General features: G+C 71.4%; 14 protein-coding genes. All 14 read right to left on the bottom strand.

Going from position 1 to position 15,085, the window contains the following annotated elements:
* Positions 1 to 224: 224 nt before the first annotated feature.
* Positions 225 to 2,717: a RelA/SpoT family protein gene (locus QRN89_RS05605; protein WP_290348244.1), complete on the bottom strand. Its 2,493-nt coding sequence runs from the start codon at positions 2,715 to 2,717 to the stop codon at positions 225 to 227.
* A gap of 168 nt (positions 2,718 to 2,885) precedes the next feature.
* Positions 2,886 to 3,428 carry an adenine phosphoribosyltransferase gene (locus QRN89_RS05610; RefSeq protein ID WP_290348245.1) on the bottom strand — a complete coding sequence of 181 codons (543 nt, stop codon included), beginning with the start codon at positions 3,426 to 3,428 and terminating at the stop codon, positions 2,886 to 2,888.
* The gene (gene secF, locus QRN89_RS05615) at positions 3,425 to 4,531 is read right to left on the bottom strand and encodes a protein translocase subunit SecF (RefSeq protein WP_290348246.1); all 1,107 of its coding nucleotides are present in this window, start codon (positions 4,529 to 4,531) and stop codon (positions 3,425 to 3,427) included. The genes QRN89_RS05610 and secF overlap by 4 nt, the downstream gene beginning before the upstream one ends.
* A 1-nt stretch (position 4,532) precedes the next feature.
* The gene (gene secD / locus QRN89_RS05620; RefSeq protein ID WP_290348247.1) at positions 4,533 to 6,287 is read right to left on the bottom strand and encodes a protein translocase subunit SecD; all 1,755 of its coding nucleotides are present in this window, start codon (positions 6,285 to 6,287) and stop codon (positions 4,533 to 4,535) included.
* Between the two features lie 147 nt (positions 6,288 to 6,434).
* Positions 6,435 to 6,917, bottom strand: coding sequence for a preprotein translocase subunit YajC (yajC, locus tag QRN89_RS05625; protein ID WP_290348248.1), 483 nt, complete (start codon positions 6,915 to 6,917; stop codon positions 6,435 to 6,437).
* Between the two features lie 164 nt (positions 6,918 to 7,081).
* Positions 7,082 to 8,164: a Holliday junction branch migration DNA helicase RuvB gene (gene ruvB, locus QRN89_RS05630; protein WP_290348249.1), complete on the bottom strand. Its 1,083-nt coding sequence runs from the start codon at positions 8,162 to 8,164 to the stop codon at positions 7,082 to 7,084.
* Positions 8,165 to 8,204: 40 nt separating this feature from the next.
* Positions 8,205 to 8,816 (bottom strand): Holliday junction branch migration protein RuvA, encoded by a 612-nt coding sequence (gene ruvA, locus QRN89_RS05635; RefSeq protein WP_290348250.1) that lies wholly within the window; start codon positions 8,814 to 8,816, stop codon positions 8,205 to 8,207.
* A complete protein-coding gene (ruvC, locus tag QRN89_RS05640) occupies positions 8,813 to 9,346 on the bottom strand; it encodes a crossover junction endodeoxyribonuclease RuvC (RefSeq protein ID WP_290348251.1) in 534 nt (177 codons plus the stop codon). The genes ruvA and ruvC overlap by 4 nt, the downstream gene beginning before the upstream one ends.
* 148 nt (positions 9,347 to 9,494) lie before the next feature.
* On the bottom strand, positions 9,495 to 10,247 hold the full coding sequence (locus tag QRN89_RS05645) for a YebC/PmpR family DNA-binding transcriptional regulator (protein ID WP_093658339.1): 753 nt from the start codon (positions 10,245 to 10,247) through the stop codon (positions 9,495 to 9,497).
* 63 nt (positions 10,248 to 10,310) lie between these two features.
* On the bottom strand, positions 10,311 to 10,910 hold the full coding sequence (gene pdxT / locus QRN89_RS05650) for a pyridoxal 5'-phosphate synthase glutaminase subunit PdxT (RefSeq protein WP_290348252.1): 600 nt from the start codon (positions 10,908 to 10,910) through the stop codon (positions 10,311 to 10,313).
* Between the two features lie 6 nt (positions 10,911 to 10,916).
* Positions 10,917 to 11,843 (bottom strand): pyridoxal 5'-phosphate synthase lyase subunit PdxS, encoded by a 927-nt coding sequence (gene pdxS / locus QRN89_RS05655; RefSeq protein WP_269731408.1) that lies wholly within the window; start codon positions 11,841 to 11,843, stop codon positions 10,917 to 10,919.
* A 173-nt stretch (positions 11,844 to 12,016) separates the two neighbouring features.
* Complete coding sequence (locus QRN89_RS05660) at positions 12,017 to 12,556, bottom strand: LemA family protein (RefSeq protein WP_290348253.1); 540 nt, start codon at positions 12,554 to 12,556, stop codon at positions 12,017 to 12,019.
* 447 nt (positions 12,557 to 13,003) lie between these two features.
* Positions 13,004 to 14,167 carry a glycosyltransferase family 4 protein gene (locus QRN89_RS05665; protein WP_290348254.1) on the bottom strand — a complete coding sequence of 388 codons (1,164 nt, stop codon included), beginning with the start codon at positions 14,165 to 14,167 and terminating at the stop codon, positions 13,004 to 13,006.
* Positions 14,164 to 15,081: a phosphatidylinositol mannoside acyltransferase gene (locus tag QRN89_RS05670; protein ID WP_390702071.1), complete on the bottom strand. Its 918-nt coding sequence runs from the start codon at positions 15,079 to 15,081 to the stop codon at positions 14,164 to 14,166. The genes QRN89_RS05665 and QRN89_RS05670 overlap by 4 nt, the downstream gene beginning before the upstream one ends.
* Positions 15,082 to 15,085: the final 4 nt, after the last annotated feature.

Here is a 15,085-nt window from a genome sequence, read left to right on the forward strand (position 1 = left end):
GGAGGCGGAGGGCGGCCGGCCGGACGGTGTCGCCGTACCGCCGGGCCGAAGCCCTCGGGCCGCTACGGGCGCCGTGCCGACGTCACTCGGTAGACGTCGTAGACGCCCTCGACGCCCCGGACCGCCTTCAGGACGTGGCCCAGGTGCTTCGGGTCGCCGCCGGGAGGCGGAGGGCGGCCGGCCGGACGGTGTCGCCGTACCGCCGGGCCGAAGCCCTCGGGCCGCTACGGGCGCCGTGCCGACGTCACTCGGTAGACGTCGTAGACGCCCTCGACGCCCCGGACCGCCTTCAGGACGTGGCCCAGGTGCTTCGGGTCGCCCATCTCGAACGTGAAGCGCGAGGTGGCGACGCGGTCACGGGAGGTCTGGACGGCCGCGGACAGGATGTTGACGTGCTGGTCGGACAGGACGCGCGTGACGTCCGACAGCAGCCGGGAGCGGTCCAGCGCCTCGACCTGGATGGCGACGAGGAAGACCGACGACTGCGTCGGCGCCCACTCGACATCGAGCATGCGTTCGGGTTGTTGCGACAGCGAGTCCACGTTGACGCAGTCCGCCCGGTGCACGGAGACGCCGCTGCCGCGGGTGACGAACCCGATGATCGGGTCTCCGGGCACGGGCGTACAGCAGCGGGCGAGCTTCACCCAGACGTCGTCGACGCCCTTGACGACCACGCCCGGGTCGGCGTTGGCACGGCGCTTGCGGCCGCGGCTCCGGGACGGCGGAGTCGACTCGGCGATGTCCTCGCTGGCCGCCTCCTCCCCGCCGAGCGCCTGCACCAGCTTCTGGACGACGCCCTGGGCGGCGACATGCCCCTCGCCGATCGCCGCGTACAGCGACGAGATGTCGGGGTAGCGCATCTCGTGCGCGAGCGTGACCAGGGAGTCGCCGGTGAGGATGCGCTGGATCGGCAGGTTCTGCTTGCGCATCGCCCGCACGATGGCGTCCTTGCCCTGCTCGATCGCCTCGTCACGGCGCTCCTTCGAGAACCATGCGCGGATCTTGTTCCTGGCCCGGGGCGACTTGACGAAGCCCAGCCAGTCGCGCGAGGGACCCGCCCCGGTCGCCTTGGACGTGAAGACCTCGACCAGGTCGCCGTTGTCCAGCGTCGACTCGAGGGGGACCAGCCGGCCGTTGACGCGCGCGCCTATCGTGCGGTGGCCGACCTCGGTGTGCACGGCGTACGCGAAGTCGACGGGGGTGGCGCCCGCGGGGAGCGCTATGACGTCGCCCTTCGGCGTGAAGACGAAGACCTCGTTGCGGGAGAGGTCGAAGCGCAGCGACTCCAGGAACTCGCCCGGGTCCTCGGTCTCCTTCTGCCAGTCGAGCAGCTGCCGCAGCCACGCCATGTCGTTGATGGCGTCCTTGTCCTTGCCCGAGCCCTTGGGGACGTCGGTGCGGATCTTGGACGCGCCGGCGACGGCCTCCTGCTTGTACTTCCAGTGCGCGGCGATGCCGTACTCGGCCCGGCGGTGCATGTCGAACGTACGGATCTGGAGTTCGACCGGCTTGCCGTTGGGCCCGATGACCGTCGTGTGCAGCGACTGGTACATGTTGAACTTCGGCATCGCGATGTAGTCCTTGAACCGCCCCGGAACGGGGTTCCAGCGGGCGTGGACGGTGCCGAGCGCCGCGTAGCAGTCGCGGACGGTGTCGACGAGGACGCGGATGCCGACCAGGTCGTAGATCTCCGCGAAGTCCCGGCCGCGGACGATCATCTTCTGGTAGACGCTGTAGTAGTGCTTGGGGCGGCCGGTGACGGTGGCCTTGATACGGGCGGCGCGCAGATCGGACTGCACCTCGTCCGTCACTATCGCCAGGTACTCGTCGCGCTTGGGGGCACGCTCGGCGACGAGACGGACGATCTCGTCGTACATCTTCGGGTAGAGGATCGCGAAGGCGAGGTCCTCGAGCTCCCACTTGATGGTGTTCATGCCCAGCCGATGGGCCAGCGGGGCGTAGATCTCCAGCGTCTCGCGGGCCTTCTTCTCCTGCTTCTCCCGCTTGAGGTAGCGCATCGTGCGCATGTTGTGCAGGCGGTCGGCGAGCTTGATGACCAGGACGCGCGGGTCCTTGGCCATGGCGACGACCATCTTGCGCACGGTCTCGGCCTGGGCGGCCTCGCCGAACTTGACCTTGTCCAGCTTGGTGACGCCGTCCACGAGGAGGGCCACCTGGTCGCCGAAGTCACGGCGCAGGGTGTCCAGCCCGTACTCGGTGTCCTCGACCGTGTCGTGCAGCAGCCCGGCCATGAGCGTGGCCGGGTCCATGCCGAGCTCGGCGAGGATGGTCGTGACGGCGAGCGGATGCGTGATGTACGGATCGCCGCTCTTGCGCTTCTGGCCGCGGTGCCACCGCTCGGCGACCTGGTAGGCGCGCTCGATCTGGCGCAGCGTGGCGGTCTCGATCTTCGGGTCGTTGCTGCGGACGATCCGCAGCAGCGGCTCGAGCACCGGGTTGTACGGGCTGGAGCGCTGGACCCCGAGCCGGGCCAACCGGGCGCGCACCCGGTTGGAGGAGCCGCCGGAGCGCGCGGGAGCCGGGGCGGGCGGCGCGGGCTTGGGAGCCGTCACGGGAACGGAGGCCGGACCGCTCGCACTCCCCGGAGCTGCCGCGGCGCGCTCCGCGGGCTTCTTCTCGGGCGTGGCAGGGGCCGCCACAGCCTTCTCGGCCTGCTGGTCGGGCTGCGCGGTGGCGGGACGGGCCTCGTCTGGCAAGAGCGCTCCTCGTGCGGATCCGGGTCCCCCGGTCAGGCCCGGAAAGGCCATGGTATCGACCCCTGGCGTTCGCCTCGCCCCGGGACGGGGACTGTGGACAACGCGGAACGGGCACCCGGTGTTCCCCGGGTGCCCGTTCCGCGTGCCTGAACGGCGGTGCTGCGCAGGTCAGACCGTGAGCAGCGCCTCCAGCGGTGCGCCCTGCAGCGCGGGCTCCAGACGGGCCCGCCCGCCGAGGAAGCCCAGCTCCATGAGGATCGCGACGCCCGCGACCTCGGCGCCGGCCCGGCGGATCAGCTCCAGCGAGGCCTCGGCCGTGCCACCGGTGGCGAGGACGTCGTCGATCACCATGACCCGGTCGTCGCCGCCGAGGTCCTCCGCGTGGATCTCGATCTCGGCCGTGCCGTACTCCAGCTCGTACGCCTGCGACAGCGTCGCTCCGGGGAGCTTGCCCGCCTTGCGCACGGGGATGAAGCCGAGGCCCGCCCGGACCGCGACCGGGGCCGCGAGGATGAAGCCCCGGGCCTCCAGGCCGACGACCTTCGTCGCGCCGTGGCGGGCGCACACGTCGGCGAGGGCGTCGGTGAGGGCCGTGAAGGCCGCGGGGTCCGCCAGCAGCGGCGTGATGTCCTTGAACATCACGCCCGGCTTCGGGTAGTCGGAGACGTCCCGGATCCGGCTGAGCAGGAGCTCCCGCATGTCCGCGGTCATCGGCGCCGGCCCGAGGGGCGGCCGCGGCCGCGCTGGCCGACGACGGCTCCGGCCGGCGCCGCTCCGCCCGGCAGGGCGTCCTGGGGCTCGCCGTGGGACTCCGCGTCGCCGTCGTCGCCGGACTCGCCCTTGGCCGCGGCGGCCGCACGCTTGGCCAGGACCCGCTTCTTCAGCGCCTTCATGGCCGGCTCGCGCTCCTTGAGGTCGGCGACCAGCGGGGTGGCGATGAAGATCGACGAGTAGGCACCGGCGGCAAGACCCACGAACAGCGACAGCGAGATGTCGTTGAGCATGCCCGCGCCGAGGAAGCCACCGCCGATGAAGAGCAGACCGGCGACCGGCAGCAGCGCCACGACGGTGGTGTTGATGGAACGGACGAGGGTGCTGTTGATCGACCGGTTGGCGATCTCGCTGTACGTCCAGCGGGTCTGCTTGGTGATGTCCTTCGTGCCTTCCTTGAGGCTGTCGAAGACCACCACCGTGTCGTACAGCGAGTAACCGAGGATCGTCAGCAGACCGATCACCGTGCCCGGCGTCACCTCGAACCCGACGAGCGCGTAGATGCCCACCGTGATCGTGATGTCGTGGATCAGCGCCACGAGGGCGGCGAGCGCCATGCGCCACTCGAAGGCGATGGCCAGGTAGATCACCACGAGGATCATGAACACGCCGAGGCCGGTCCACGCCTTGTTGGCGATCTGCTCGCCCCAGCTCGGACCGACCAGCTCTGCGTTGATCTGCCCCGCCGGGATCTTCAGGTCCTCGGAGAGCTGCTTGCCGACCTGGTTGGCCTCTTCGGTGTCCAGCTCGCTGACCTGGATGCGCAGGGTGTCGTTGCCGAGCTTCTGGACGATCGCCGGGTGGCCGGAGGCCTCCTGCGCGAACTCCTGGGCCTGGGTGACGGAGACGCTCGTCTTCGGGGTGGTGAAGACGGCACCGCCCTTGAACTCGATGCCCATGTTCAGACCCCGCACCGCCAGACCGACGATGGCCGTGATGGTGATCAGGATCGAGATTCCGTACCAGATCTTCCGCTTGCCGACGAAGTCGTAGCCGACCTCACCGCGGTAGAGCCTGGCGCCAAGGGTGCCGAGACGCGACATCTCACGCCTCCTTCGGGTCGACGGGGGCGGAGACACGGCGCGAGCGGCGCAGCGGCGGCTTGGCGCCGAGACGCTTCGGGTCCAGTCCGGACCAGGGGTGTCCGCTCGCGAAGAACTTCGTGCGGGCGAGGAGCGTCATCAGCGGCTTGGTGAAGAAGAACACCACGACGACGTCGAGCAGGGTGGTCAGGCCGAGCGTGAACGCGAAGCCCTGGACCTTGCCGACGGTCACGATGAAGAGCACCGCGGCGGCGAGGAACGACACGAAGTCGGAGACCAGGATCGTGCGCCGGGCGCGCGGCCAGGCACGCTCCACGGCGGGGCGCAACGTGCGGCCCTCGCGGATCTCGTCCCGGATGCGCTCGAAGTACACGATGAACGAGTCGGCGGTGATACCGATGGCGACGATGGCGCCGCAGACGGCCGGCAGGTTCAGCGCGAAGCCGATGGCCGGGCCGAGCAGGGACATCAGGGCGTAGGTCAGGATCGCCGAGGCCAGCAGGCTGAGCAGGGCCACGAGCGACAGACCGCGGTAGTAGACCACCAGGTAGACCACGACGAGCGCGAGACCGATGGCGCCCGCGATCAGACCGGCCTTGAGCTGCTCGCCACCGAGCGCGGCGGTGACGGTGGTGACGCTCTGCTGGTCGAAGCTCAGCGGCAGCGCACCGTAGGACAGGATGTTGCCCAGGTCCTGGGCCGACTGCTGGTCGAAGCTGCCGGAGATCTCGGCGCTGGCGCTGAGGGTCTGGTTGACCTGCGGAGCGGAGACGACCTCGCCGTCCAGCACGATCGCGAACTGGTTCATCGGCGACGGCTGCTGCGAGAGCTTGCCGGTGATCTTCGCGAACTTCTTGGAGCCGGCGCCCGTGAAGTCCATCTGCACGATCCAGATGCCGCGCTGCGGGTCCAGCACGCCCTTGGCGTCGTCGACGTCCTTGCCGTCGACCTCGGCCGGGCCGAGCAGGTACTTCTCCCAGCCGCCGACGCTGTTCTTGCCGCAGGCGACGGTGGCCTGCTCGGGCTTGGCGGCCTGGCCGGCGTTGGCGCGGGCCTTCGGGTCGAGGCAGTTCAGGGCGGCGAACTGCTTCTCCAGCTCCGGGTCCCCGGCGGCGCCGCTGGGCGTGGGCGCGGGGTTCGGGCTCTCAGGGGCCTTCGGCTGGTCCGAGGCGGCACCGCTCGGCGTCGGCGAGGGCGCCTTCAGCGCGTCGGTGACGGCACGGCCCTGCGCGGTCGGGCTGCTGCTCGGCGCGGTGGCCTTGTCCTTGCCGTCGGTGGCCTTGTCACCGGGCTTGCCGGACGGCGAGGCGCTCGGGCTTCCGGTGGGCTCGGGATTCGCCGGGCCGGCGGGCACCACGTTGAGCACGGGGCGGAAGAACAGCTGGGCCGTCGTGCCCACCTGCTTCTGGGCCTGCTCCGAGTCCGTCCCCTTGGGGATGTTGACGATGATGTTCTCTTTGCCCTGGGTCTGGACCTCGGCCTCGGAGACACCCAGACCGTTGACACGACGCTCGATGATGCCGACCGCCGTGGCCATGTTGGTCTCGTTGACCGCGCTCTCCTTGCCGGGCTCCGCCTCGGCCTTGAGCGTGATCGTCGTGCCGCCCGCGAGGTCGATACCGAGTCGCGGCGTGGTCTCCCCGGACCAGAACATCCCGCCGACGAGACCGGCCATGACGATCAGCATCAGCGCGAGGGTGCGCCCCGGCTTCCCCTGACCCCCCGGAGCCTTTCGGCCCTTCTTCGGTGCTGCCACCTTGTCGTTTCTCCCTGTCCAACCGCCCCGCGCCGGGTATGCGACGGGTCGGCCACGATGTGTTGTGGGGACCTGCCCCCGCGGAAGAAGTGGGCACGCACCGGGGACCGCGTGCGCCGGTGGGCGCGCCGCGGTCCCCGGTCGCGGCTACTTCGCGTCGGTGTCGCCGCCGCTCTTGTCGTCGCCCTTGGCGTCCTTGGCCTCGGGCGCCGACTCGGCGTCGTCCGCCTCGTCCTTCTTGCCGAGGTCGATCTTGGCATCCTTGGCGGCGTCGCCGTCACCCGCGTCGGTCAGCGAGGAGGCGTCGTCCGGCACGATCGGCGTGTCGCTCTTCAGGTCGGCGTCCCCGTCACCGTGCACGATCCGGTTGTACTCGGCGTCCTCCAGCACGGCCCCGATGGCGTTCTTGGCGAACACGAGGTGGACACCGGGCGCGGCTTCGAGGAGGACCGTGTCGTCGTTGACCTCCTTGACCGTGGCGTACAGGCCGCCGATGGTCCGGACGCCGGTGCCGGGCTGCATCTGGTTCCGCATGTTCACCGCCGCCTGCTGCTTCTTCTTGGCGGAGCGGGTCATCAGGAACATGGCCCCGATGAGCACGATGAACGGGAGGAGGGTCACGATATCCACGGGACGGAATTCCTTCGCACGACCGCGGTGAGGAGCGGCCTGGTCTACGGGGGTGGGTACGCCGACCATCACGGGCGGCATCGGCGGAGTCTAAGCGAGTCCGCATCGATGGAACAACGCCCAGCATCGCACCCCGGTTCCCACCCGGGCGACCCTCCGCGCCGTCACGTCCCGAACAGACCCTGTTGTCCGCTTGCGCCAAGACCCTGCTGCGGCGGGACCAGTCCGAGATGCGCCCATGCCGCGGGCGTCGCCACCCGGCCCCGCGGGGTACGGGCCAGCAGTCCCTCCCGGACCAGGAAGGGCTCGGCGACCTCCTCGACGGTCTCCCGCTCCTCCCCCACGGCCACGGCCAGGGTGGACAGGCCGACCGGGCCGCCGGCGAACAGCTTGAGAAGCGCCTGGAGCACCGCGCGGTCGAGCCGGTCGAGGCCGCGGCCGTCCACCTCGTAGACCCCGAGGGCCACCGCGGCGATCTCACGGGTGATCCGGCCGTCCGCCTTGACCTGGGCGTAGTCGCGGACGCGGCGCAGCAGCCGGTTGGCGATGCGGGGCGTGCCCCGGGACCGTCCCGCGATCTCCGCCGCCCCGTCGCCGTCGATGGACACGTCGAGCAGCTGGGCCGAGCGGTGGATGACGCGCTCCAGCTCGGCGGGGGCGTAGAACTCCATGTGCGCGGTGAAGCCGAAACGGTCCCTCAGCGGCGGGGGCAGCAGGCCGGCCCGCGTGGTGGCGCCGACCAGGGTGAACGGAGGCAGCTCCAGCGGGATGGCGGTGGCGCCGGGGCCCTTGCCGACGATCACGTCGACGCGGAAGTCCTCCATCGCCATGTACAGCATCTCCTCGGCGGGCCGGGACATCCGGTGGATCTCGTCGAGGAACAGCACCTCGCCCTCCTGGAGGGAGGACAGGATGGCGGCGAGGTCCCCCGCGTGCTGGATGGCCGGGCCGCTGGTGATCCTGATCGGGGCGCCCATCTCCGCCGCGATGATCATGGAGAGCGTGGTCTTGCCGAGTCCGGGCGCCCCGGAGAGCAGGACGTGGTCGGCGGTGGCACCGCGGGCGAGCGCCGCCTTCAGGACGAGGTCGAGTTGTTCGCGTACACGCTCCTGGCCGACGAACTCGTCCAGCGACTTCGGCCGCAGGGCCGCCTCCACGGCCTGGTCCTCGCCGTCGGCGGAGGCCCCGACGAGCCTGCCGTCGGCGGCGGCGTCGTCGGTCGGCGGTGCGGTGTCGTCCCAGTTCACAGTGGATTGCCTCGCGTGGGTGGGCGGGTGCGGTTCGGGGTCAGCGGGTGCGGTTCAGCGTCTGGAGGGCGGACTTGAGCAGCAGGCCGATCTGGGGCTCGCCGGTCGCCGCCTCCGCCTGCGGGGTCACGGCGGTGACCGCCTCGTCGGCCTCGCGGGTGGCGTAGCCGAGTCCGATCAGCGCGGCGTGCAGCTGGTCCCGCCAGGACTGGGTGACGGGAGCGCCGACGGCACGGCCCGGCGACCCGAGGGGCTCGCCGAGGCGGTCCTTCAGCTCCAGCAGCAGCTTCTGTGCGCCCTTCTTCCCGATGCCGGGGACGGCGGTGAGCGCCTTCTCGTCGCCCGTGGCCACGGCGCGCCGCAGCGCGTCCGGCCGGTGGACCGCGAGCATGGCCTGTGCCAGCCGAGGGCCGACGCCGCTCGCGGTCTGGAGCAGCTCGAAGACCTGCCGCTCGTCGTCGTCGGCGAAGCCGTACAGCGTCAGCGAGTCCTCGCGGACCACCAACGACGTGGCGAGCCGGGCCTCCTGACCCACTCTCAGCTCCGAGAGCGTGTCGGGCGTGCACTGGACGGCCATCCCGACGCCGCCGACCTCGATCACGGCGGTGGTCGGGGCGAGGGCGGCGACCGGGCCGCTCACAAAGGCGATCATGCGGTACGGCCTTTCGTCGCGTGATGGGCGGCGACCGCCCGCTGCAGACGGTTCTGCGCGGGCGCGCGCCAGATGTGGCAGATGGCGAGGGCCAGGGCGTCGGCGGCGTCGGCCGGCTTCGGCGGGGCGTCCAGCCGCAGCAGCCGGGTCACCATCGCGCCCACCTGCGCCTTGTCGGCACGGCCGCTTCCGGTGACGGCCGCTTTGACCTCGCTCGGGGTGTGCAGGGCCACGGGCAGTCCGCGCCTGGCCGCGCACAGCATGGCGACGGCACTGGCCTGGGCCGTGCCCATCACCGTCCGGACATTGTGCTGGCTGAACACCCGCTCCACGGCGACCAGTTCGGGCCGGTGCGCGTCCAGCCACTCCTCGATGCCGCGCTCGACGGCGACGAGCCGGTCGCCGATCTCCGCGTCAGCGGCGGTGCGGACGACCCCGACGCCGAGCATGGTCAGCGGACGGCCCGCGACGCCCTCGACGACGCCGATGCCGCATCGCGTCAGCCCCGGGTCCACCCCCAGCACACGCACACGCCCACCCCTGTCCTCGCCGTCCCCCGGCCACCGCCGGGAGGTGTCCCGTACGTTTGTGCAGGCTATCGGCTCCCGCTGACAACCGCCGACAACGCGACGGGCCGACGGGGCGGTCTCCCCGTCGGCCCGTCGCCACGAAGCGGGATCAGGCGTCGACCTTCTCCATGACGTCGTCCGAGACGTCGAAGTTGGCGAAGACGTTCTGCACGTCGTCGCTGTCCTCCAGCGCGTCGATCAGCTTGAAGATCTTGCGCGCGCCCTCCTCGTCGAGCTCGACCTGCATGGTCGGGACGAAGTTGGCCTCGGCCGAGTCGTAGTCGATACCGGCGTCCTGGAGGGCGGTGCGGACCGCGACCAGGTCGGTGGCCTCGCTGATGACCTCGAAGTTCTCACCGAGGTCGTTGACCTCTTCGGCACCGGCGTCCAGCACCGCGCCGAGCACGTCGTCCTCGGAGAGCTCGCCCTTCGGGAGCACGACGACGCCCTTGCGGTTGAACAGGTAGGACACCGAGCCGGGGTCGGCCATCGAACCGCCGTTGCGGGTCATGGCGACACGCACGTCGGACGCGGCGCGGTTGCGGTTGTCGGTGAGGCACTCGATGAGCACCGCGACACCGTTCGGGCCGTAGCCCTCGTACATGATCGTCTCGTAGTCGGCGCCACCGGCCTCGAGGCCGGCGCCGCGCTTGACGGCCGAGTCGATGTTCTTGTTGGGGACCGACTGCTTCTTCGCCTTCTGGATGGCGTCGAAGAGGGTCGGGTTCCCGTCGACGTCGGCGCCGCCGGTACGGGCCGCGACCTCGATGTTCTTGATCAGCTTCGCGAAGAGCTTGCCGCGCTTGGCGTCGATCACGGCCTTCTTGTGCTTCGTCGTGGCCCATTTAGAGTGGCCGGACATCTGCCTGTCTCCTTCGCGTAACCAATCTCTGCTGCGTTCGCCTGTGATCCTACCGGGATCCGGTCACTGCGCGGCGCGCACCATGTCGACGAACAGGGCGTGCACACGGTGGTCCCCGGTCAGCTCCGGGTGGAACGACGTGGCCAGCGCGTTGCCCTGGCGGACCGCGACGATGTGGCCTTCGTGCTCGGCGAGCACCTCGACCTCGGCGCCGACGGACTCGACCCACGGGGCGCGGATGAAGACGCCCTCCACAGGGTCGCCCGCGACGCCCGTGACCGCGACCGCCGACTCGAAGGACTCGTTCTGGCGGCCGAAGGCGTTGCGTCGCACGATCATGTCGATGCCGCCGATGGTCTCCTGTCCCGAACGGGGGTCGAGGATCTTCTCGGCGAGCATGATCAGGCCCGCGCAGGTGCCGTAGACGGGCATCCCGGCGCGCACGCGCTCACGCAGCGGCTCCATCAGCCCGAAGAGATGGGCCAGCTTGGAGATGGTGGTGGACTCGCCGCCGGGGACGACCAGGCCGTCGACCTCGGCGAGTTCCTCGGGCCGCCGGACCGGCCTGGCCACGGCGTCCGCCGCGGCCAGGGCGATCAGGTGCTCCCGTACGTCGCCCTGCAGAGCCAGTACTCCGATAACAGGGGTGCCGGGTGTGCTCATGGTCGATTACCAGCCGCGGTTGGCGTAGCGCTCGGCCTCGGGCAGGGTGTCGCAGTTGATGCCGACCATGGCCTCGCCCAGGTTGCGGGAGGCGTCCGCGATGATCTTCGGGTCGTCGTAGAAGGTGGTGGCCTTCACGATGGCCGCGGCGCGCTTGGCCGGGTCGCCCGACTTGAAGATGCCGGAGCCGACGAAGACGCCCTCGGCGCCGAGCTGGCGCATCAGCGCGGCGTCGGCGGGGGTGGCGACACCACCGGCGGAGAAGAGCACGACCGGCAGCTTGCCGAGCTGGGCGACCTCGGCGACGAGCTCGTACGGGGCGCGCAGCTCCTTGGCGGCGGCGTACAGCTCGTTGTTGTCGAAGCCGCGCAGCCGGGCGATCTCGTTCTTGATCTGGCGCAGGTGGCGGACGGCCTCGACGACGTTGCCGGTGCCGGCCTCGCCCTTGGAGCGGATCATGGCCGCGCCCTCGGCGATCCGGCGCAGGGCCTCGCCCAGGTTTGTGGCACCGCAGACGAAGGGGGTCGTGAACGCCCACTTGTCGGAGTGGTTGACCTCGTCGGCCGGGGTGAGGACCTCGGACTCGTCGATGTAGTCCACGCCGAGCGACTGCAGGACCTGGGCCTCGACGAAGTGGCCGATGCGGGACTTGGCCATCACCGGGATCGAGACGGCGTCGATGATGCCCTCGATCATGTCCGGGTCGGACATCCGGGCCACGCCGCCGTCCTTGCGGATGTCGGCGGGGACGCGCTCCAGGGCCATGACGGCCACGGCGCCCGCGTCCTCGGCGATCTTCGCCTGCTCCGGCGTGACGACGTCCATGATCACGCCGCCCTTGAGCTGCTCGGCCATGCCTCGCTTGACGCGCGCGGTACCGGTCTCGGGAGCCTGCGGGGAGTTGGAGAACGTGCTGGACACGATCGACCTCATTCGGTGACGACAAACGGTGCTCCGACGAGGAAACAGTCCGGTGCCAGGCCACTGCAAGGGCCAATGGTGACCCTGTGGATCGTTTTGGTGGTTCGGGCCGGCGGGGGAAGTCCGCGGGGGCCGGCCACGGGCGGTGCCGGGGCGTCCCCGGGCGGCCGCGGGTCCGGCGTCCGTTACGGCCGGTCCGCCAGGGCCACGGGGGGCTCGTCGTCCATCTCGAAGGCCATCGGGAACGGGGCGTGCCCGGCGAGGCGGAACCAGCGGACCTTGCGGTGCCTGCGTAGCGCCCGTGCCGCCCGCACGGCGTCGTTGTGGAACCGGCGCGCCATCGGAACGCGCCGGACGGCCGCGGCGAGTTCATTGGCGGCCTCGTCACCGCCGGGCGCCTCCCGTACGGCCTCCACCTGCTCCGTCTCGCCGAACACCGCCCGCAGCGCCTGGCTCAGATCGCTCTCGGCCACCTCGCGGTGCTCCTCGTCCGCCTGACGGGCCGCGTGCGCGGCCTCGTAGAGCACGATCGAGGCGGCGGGGTCCAGCACGCCGGAGGTGGCGAGCTCCTGGGTGACCGAGGCGCGGCGCAGGAGCTGGGCGTCGAGTGCCGCCCGGGCGGCGTCGATCCGGGCGTGCAGGCGGTCGAGCCGGCCGGCGGTCCAGCTGAGGTAGAGGCCGATGGCGACGAGCGCGACGAGGATCCAGATCAGGGTTGCGGTCACGCCGGGTCAATCTACCGGGGCGCCCGTGCGCGGCTCCGCCCCCGGGCCCTCACGGGCGGCACCGGTGGACGACTCCCCGGCAGGTCGGGGCGAACTCGCGCGGACGGCCCCCTCCTGCCGCGGGTCGTCGCCGCTGGCCTCGGCCGGGCCGTGCAGCGTCCCGGCCGGCCCCGTGCCGAAGCCTGGCGACGGCCCCCTCGGCGGGGCCGGGTCCTCCGTGCGCCCGGGGACGGCCCCGCGCGGGCCCGCACACCGGCCCGGCGGGTGAGTCCCCGCCACGGGTCTCCACGCCGAAGCGGACGAAGCGGACCGCGACTGCCCCACGGCACCCGCCTCCGCTCGGCTGCGTTGTCCCAAGGCGTCGCCCGGTGCACACGACGGGGACGGCCCCGCGCTGTCGGGCGTTTGCTCCAGCCCGACGCCCGGCCCTCACCGCCACCCGGCGGCTCAGTCGCGGGCCAGGCCGAAGCGGGCCCTCAGGCGGCCCGGACGTTCGTCCGCGGCCACCGAGGCCGCGCCGTCCGTCACCGTCTCGTACACCGCGAGGATGTCCGAGCCGACCGTGGACCAGTCGAACCGCCGCACATGGGCGCTTCCGCGAGCGCTGAGCTCGGCGCGCCGGGACGGCGAGCCGAGCAGCCGGATCGCGGCGTCGGCGAGGGCGTCGGCGTCCTCGTTGGCGAACAGCTCGCCCGCCGCGCCCTGGTCCAGTACCTGTGCGAACGCGTCGAGGTCCGAGGCCAGGACCGCCGCCCCCGCCGACAGCGCCTCGACCAGGATGATGCCGAAGCTCTCGCCGCCGGTGTTGGGCGCGACGTAGACGTCGACGCTGCGCAGCAGCCGGGCCTTGTCCTCGTCGCTGACCATGCCCAGGAACTCGACGCGCGCGCGCATCTCCTCGGGAAGGGACTCGACGGCCTCCTCCTCGTCCCCGCGCCCCGCGACGAGCAGCCGGGTGTCCGGCCGGGCCTCCAGGATCCTCGGCAGGGCCCTCATCAGGACGGGCAGGCCCTTGCGGGGCTCGTCGATGCGGCCGATGAAGCCGAGCGTCCCACCCTGCCACTCCGCCTTCGCCTCGGCCTTCGCGAAGAAGTCGACGTCGACGCCGTTCGGGATGACGACGGCGTCGCCGCCGAGGTGCTCCACGAGCGTGCGCCGGGCGTACTCGCTGACCGCGATCCGCGCGTTGATCTTCTCCAGCGCGGGCTGGAGGATCGGGTAGGCCGCGATCATCGCCCGCGAGCGCGGGTTGGAGGTGTGGAACGTCGCGACGATCGGCCCCTGGGCCGCCCAGCAGGACAGCAGTCCCAGCGACGGCGAGGCCGGCTCGTGGATGTGGATCACGTCGAACGTGCCGTCGTGCAGCCAGCGCCGCACGCGGGCCGCGGACAGGAAGCCGAAGTTGAGCCGGGCGACAGAGCCGTTGTACGGGACGGGCACGGCACGGCCCGCCGACACGACGTACGGCGGCAGCGGGGTCTCGTCGTCGGCCGGGGCGAGGACGGACACCTCGTGCCCGAGGCCGATCAGGTGCTCCGCGAGGTCGCGGATGTGGAACTGGACGCCGCCGGGGACGTCCCACGAGTAGGGGCAGACGATCCCGATCCTCACGTGCGGGACTCCCCCGTCTCGGCGCGGTGCTCCAGGTCCGAGAGCCACAACCGCTGCAGCATGTGCCAGTCCTCCGGGTGGTCCGCGATTCCGGTGGCGAAGGCATCGGCCAGCGCCTGTGTCATCACGGACGTCTTCTCGGCCCGGGTACCTGTCTCGGGGACGTCGACGGGCGGATGGACCCGGCCCTTCATGCCCGCCGTGGTCCCGTCGTACCAGAGGGTCACCGGCAGCAGCAGCGCGCCGGTCTGCTGGGCGAGCAGCGCGGGCCCCGCGGGCATCCTCGCCGTCTCGCCGAAGAACTTGACCTCGATGCCCGACTCGGACAGGTCGCGGTCGGCGACCAGGCAGACCAGGCCGCCTTCGCGCAGCCGCCGGGCCAGTGTGCCGAAGGCGGAGCCGCCGGTGTGCGGCAGCACCTCCATGCCGAGGGACTCGCGGTAGGCGACGAACCGGTCGTACAGCGTCTCCGGCTTCAGCCGCTCCGCGACGGTGGTGAACGGTATGCCGAGCGCCCGGGTGGCCCAGACACCCGCCAGGTCCCAGTTCGCCAGGTGCGGCAGCGCCATGATGACGCCCCGGCCGTCCGCCAAGCCGTCGTGCATGCGCTGGATGTTCTCGATGTCCACGCTCCGGCGCACCCGCTCCTCGTCCCAGGTCGGCAGCCGGAAGGACTCCATCCAGTAGCGCATGTACGAGCGCATCCCGGCCCTGGACAGCTCGGCGAGCCGCTCCGGACCCGCGTCGGGCACCACCCGGGCCAGGTTGGCCTCGAGCCGCAGGACGCCCTTGCCCCGCCGCTTCCAGGCGGTGTCGGCGATGGTGCGCCCGAGCCTGACAGCGACGGGTTCCGGGAGCCTCTTGACCGTCCCCCAGCCCAGCCCGTACAGCGCGTCCGCCAGCCGGTCCTGCATGTCG

It is taken from the genome of Streptomyces sp. HUAS CB01, from assembly GCF_030406905.1.
Lineage (GTDB): Bacteria > Actinomycetota > Actinomycetes > Streptomycetales > Streptomycetaceae > Streptomyces > Streptomyces chengbuensis.

Bases quoted from the DNA above. Each gene is read 5' to 3' on its own strand.
- QRN89_RS05610 (WP_290348245.1), bottom strand. From the start codon at position 3,428: ATGACCGCGGACATGCGGGAGCTCCTGCTCAGCCGGATCCGGGACGTC.
- secF (WP_290348246.1), bottom strand. From the start codon at position 4,531: ATGTCGCGTCTCGGCACCCTTGGCGCCAGGCTCTACCGCGGTGAGGTC.
- ruvA (WP_290348250.1), bottom strand. From the start codon at position 8,816: ATGATCGCCTTTGTGAGCGGCCCGGTCGCCGCCCTCGCCCCGACCACC.
- QRN89_RS05645 (WP_093658339.1), bottom strand. From the start codon at position 10,247: ATGTCCGGCCACTCTAAATGGGCCACGACGAAGCACAAGAAGGCCGTG.
- pdxT (WP_290348252.1), bottom strand. From the start codon at position 10,910: ATGAGCACACCCGGCACCCCTGTTATCGGAGTACTGGCTCTGCAGGGC.
- pdxS (WP_269731408.1), bottom strand. From the start codon at position 11,843: ATGAGGTCGATCGTGTCCAGCACGTTCTCCAACTCCCCGCAGGCTCCC.
- QRN89_RS05670 (WP_390702071.1), bottom strand. From the start codon at position 15,081: ATGCAGGACCGGCTGGCGGACGCGCTGTACGGGCTGGGCTGGGGGACG.